Source organism: uncultured Amaricoccus sp. (assembly GCF_937858865.1).
Classification (GTDB): Bacteria; Pseudomonadota; Alphaproteobacteria; order Rhodobacterales; family Rhodobacteraceae; genus Amaricoccus.
Genome location: NZ_CALLYO010000640.1, coordinates 1 through 3,352 on the forward strand (window position 1 = coordinate 1; position 3,352 = coordinate 3,352).

General features: G+C 74.2%; 5 protein-coding genes. All 5 read right to left on the bottom strand.

Annotation, left to right across the window (positions count from 1 at the left end):
* Positions 1–206, bottom strand: a 206-nt coding sequence (locus Q0112_RS19135) for an acylphosphatase (protein ID WP_297977688.1), incomplete at its 3' end; no start/stop codon positions are given.
* A complete protein-coding gene (locus Q0112_RS19140) occupies positions 206–850 on the bottom strand; it encodes an RluA family pseudouridine synthase (protein WP_297977690.1) in 645 nt (214 codons plus the stop codon). The genes Q0112_RS19140 and Q0112_RS19135, both read right to left, overlap by 1 nt.
* On the bottom strand, positions 850–2,451 hold the full coding sequence (pgi, locus tag Q0112_RS19145; RefSeq protein WP_297977691.1) for a glucose-6-phosphate isomerase: 1,602 nt from the start codon (positions 2,449–2,451) through the stop codon (positions 850–852). Before pgi ends, Q0112_RS19140 begins: the two co-directional genes overlap by 1 nt.
* Positions 2,448–3,098 (bottom strand): bifunctional 4-hydroxy-2-oxoglutarate aldolase/2-dehydro-3-deoxy-phosphogluconate aldolase, encoded by a 651-nt coding sequence (eda, locus tag Q0112_RS19150; protein ID WP_297977693.1) that lies wholly within the window; start codon positions 3,096–3,098, stop codon positions 2,448–2,450. Before eda ends, pgi begins: the two co-directional genes overlap by 4 nt.
* Before the next feature lie 32 nt (positions 3,099–3,130).
* Positions 3,131–3,352: dihydroxy-acid dehydratase (locus Q0112_RS19155; RefSeq protein ID WP_297977692.1), on the bottom strand; the 222-nt coding region annotated here is incomplete at its 5' end.

The following is a 3,352-nucleotide window of genomic DNA, read 5'->3' on the forward strand; positions in this document are numbered from 1 at the left end:
GCCGGCGGGCCCCGCCGCATCGCCGCGACCATGGCAGCGACCGCCTCGCGCGGACCGGCCAGCACCGCCGCCACCGAGCCGTCCGGCTCGTTGCGCACCCAACCGCGCAGCCCGCGCCGGGTGGCCTCGTCCTCGGTCCAGCCGCGGTACCAGACCCCCTGCACCCGGCCGGTCACCCGCACCCGGAGGGCGATCTCCTCCGCCATCAGAAGGTCACCGGGGCGGCGAAGGCGACCCAGGCGCCGCCGTCCGGATGCCGGAAGCCGATCCGCGCGGCGTGGAGCTGCAGCCGGTCGGCGGCGCCCGGGTCGCCGTAGAAGGGATCGCCGAGGATCGGATGCCCGATCGCCGCGAGGTGCACCCGGAGCTGGTGGCTCCGCCCGGTCAGCGGCCGGAGCTCGAGCCGCGTCGCGCCGCCCTCGCGCGCCAGCACCCGCCAGTCGGTCACCGCCGGCCGGCCGCGGTCGTGGCAGACCATCTGCCGCGGCCGGTTCGGCCAGTCGCAGGCGAGCGGCAGCGCGATCCGCCCCGCCTCGCCCCGCACCGCGCCGGCGACCCGCGCCACATAGGCCTTCGCCACCTGCCGCCGCTCGAACTGCCAGCCGAGATGCCGCTGCGCGAGGCGGGTCCGGGCGAAGACCATCACGCCGGAGGTGTCCCGGTCCAGCCGGTGCACCAGCAGCGCCTCGGGAAAGGCCGCCCGCACCCGCGCCTCGAGGCAGTCGGCCGGCCCCGGCGGCTTCGCCGGCACGCTCAGGAGCCCCGAGGGCTTCTCCCAGACGAGGAGCGCCCCGTCGGCATGGATGAGCCGCTCCGCCAGTGACGCGCCCGCGGCCACGCCGTCCAGCATCAGGCGCGCAGCGCGCTGATCGTCGCGAGCAGCCCGGCGGTCGAGCCGTCCTTGCCGCCGAAGCCCGTCCCCGACTCCACCATCGGCAGCAGCGCGGTGGCGAGCTCCTTGCCGAGCTCCACCCCCCACTGGTCGAAGGAGTCGATCCCCCAGATCACCCCCTCGACGAAGACCCGGTGCTCGTAGAGCGCGACGATCCGCCCGAGCTGCGCCGGATCGAGCGTCGGATAGACGAGCGTCACCGACGGCCGGTTGCCGGGGAAGACCTTGTGCGGGGCGAGTGCCGGATCCTTCACCGTCGCCCGCGCCTCCTCGAGGGTGCGGCCGCGCATCAGCGCCTCGGACTGGGCGAGGCAGTTGGCGAGCAGGAGCTGCTGGTGGTGGTCGAGCGCCGGCTCGTGCCCGTAGGCCGCCACCATGAACTCGCAGGGCACGACCTCGGTCCCCTGGTGCAGCAGCTGGAAGAAGGCGTGCTGCCCGTTCGTCCCCGGCTCGCCCCAGACCACGGGCCCGGTCGCGCTCGCGACCGGCGCGCCGTCGAGCGTCACCCGCTTGCCGTTCGATTCCATGTCGAGCTGCTGCAGATAGGCCGGCAGCCGCGCCAGCCGCTGGTCGTAGGGCAGCACGGCGCGCGTCGGATGGCCCATGAAGTTGCGGTGCCAGACGCCGATGAGCCCGAGCAGCACCGGCATGTTCTCCGGCAGGGGCGCAGTCAGGAAATGCCGGTCCATCTCGTAGGCGCCGGTCAGGAACTCGGCGAAGCGCGCCGGCCCGATCGCGAGCATCACCGGCAGCCCGACCGCGCCCCAGACCGAATAGCGCCCGCCGACCCAGTCCCAGAAGCCGAAGACCCGCACCGGGTCGATCCCCCACTCCGCCGTCCGGTCGAGGGCGGAGGAGACGGCGGCGAAATGCCGGCTCGCCGCCGCGCCGAGCGTCCCTTCGAGCCAGGTCCGCGCGGTGCGGGCGTTGGTCATCGTCTCGACCGTGGTGAAGGTCTTCGAGGCGATGACGACGAGGGTCCGCTTCGGGTCGAGCCCCGCGAGCGTGTCGTGGATATGCGCCCCGTCGACGTTCGAGACGAAATGCGTCCGCGGCCCGTCGTGGTAGGGCGCGAGCGCCAGCGTCGCCATCGCCGGCCCGAGGTCCGAGCCGCCGATGCCGATGTTGACGACGTCGGTGAACCGCCCGCCGTCGACCGCCGCGACGGCGCCCGAGCGCACCCCGTCCGAGAAGGCGCCCATCCGCTCGAGGACGGCCTCGACCTCCGGCATCACGTCCCTGCCGTCGACGAGGATCGGCTTGCCGGAGCGGTTGCGGAGCGCGACGTGCAGCACCGCCCGGTCCTCGGTCACGTTGATCTTCGCGCCGGTGAACATGAGATCGCGCCGCTCGGCCACCCCGCGCGCGGCGGCGAGCTCGACGAGCAGCGTCAGCGCCCGGGCGTCGATCGCCGTCTTGGAGAAGTCGAGCAGCATGTCGCCGAGCTGCACCGAGAAGGCGTCGAACCGGTCCGGGTCGCGCTCGAAGAGCGAGAGGATGCGCGTCTGCCGCGCCGCCTCGCCGGCCTCGGTCAGCGACCGCCAGAGTGCGTCGGTCATGGCCTCCCCCTCTCCAGCCGGCTCGCCTCGCGCGCCAGCCGCTCCACCTCGTCCCAGCGCCCGTCGCGCAGCAGCGAGGCCTCGGCCACCCAGGAGCCGCCGACGCAGAGCACGTTCGGCAGCTTCAGGTAGTCGGGCGCGTTCGCCGGCGTCACCCCGCCCGTCGGGCAGAAGCTCATCTGCGGCAACGGCCCGGCGAAGGCCCTGAGCGTCGCCGCCCCGCCGTTCGCCTCGGCGGGGAAGAACTTGCAGACCTCGTAGCCGCGCTCGAGCATCCGCATCGCCTCGCTGACCGTTGCGACCCCGCCGAGGAGCGGCAGATCCTCGGCCTCGCAGGCCTCGACGAGCGAGTCGGTGACGCCCGGCGATACCCCGAAGAGGGCGCCCGCCTCGCGTGCCGCCTTCGCGTCCTCGGGCGTCAGGATCGTCCCCGCCCCGACCACGCCGCCCGCCACCGCGGCCATGGCGCGGATCACCTCGAGCGCCGCCGGCGTCCTCAGCGTCACCTCGAGCACCGGCAGCCCGCCCCGGACCAGCGCCTCGGCGAGCGGCACCGCGTGCGCGACCTCCTGCACGACGAGGACCGGGATGACCGGCGCGAGGCCGCAGAACTCGCGGGCGTTGGCAGAGGCTTCCTTCGGAGTCAACATGAGTGCTCCCTCCCATGGCTGGGGTCAGATCAGAAGAACGGCGTGGCCCCGGCCTCCGCCGCCCCGACATGGTCGCGGAAGATCGCGAAGAGCTCGCGCCCCGTCCCGTAGCCGTTGGCCACCAGGTCCGGCCGCACGTTCGGCCGCTCCAGCACCCCCGGCGTCAGCACGTCGAGCGTGCCGGCCACCGCATCCACCCGCACCAGGTCCCCGTCGTGCAGCCGCGCCAGCGGCCCGCCGTCGAGCGCCTC

Coding starts and splice junctions, on each gene's coding strand:
- pgi (WP_297977691.1), bottom strand. CDS start 2,451: ATGACCGACGCACTCTGGCGGTCGCTGACCGAGGCCGGCGAGGCGGCG.
- Q0112_RS19140 (WP_297977690.1), bottom strand. CDS start 850: ATGCTGGACGGCGTGGCCGCGGGCGCGTCACTGGCGGAGCGGCTCATC.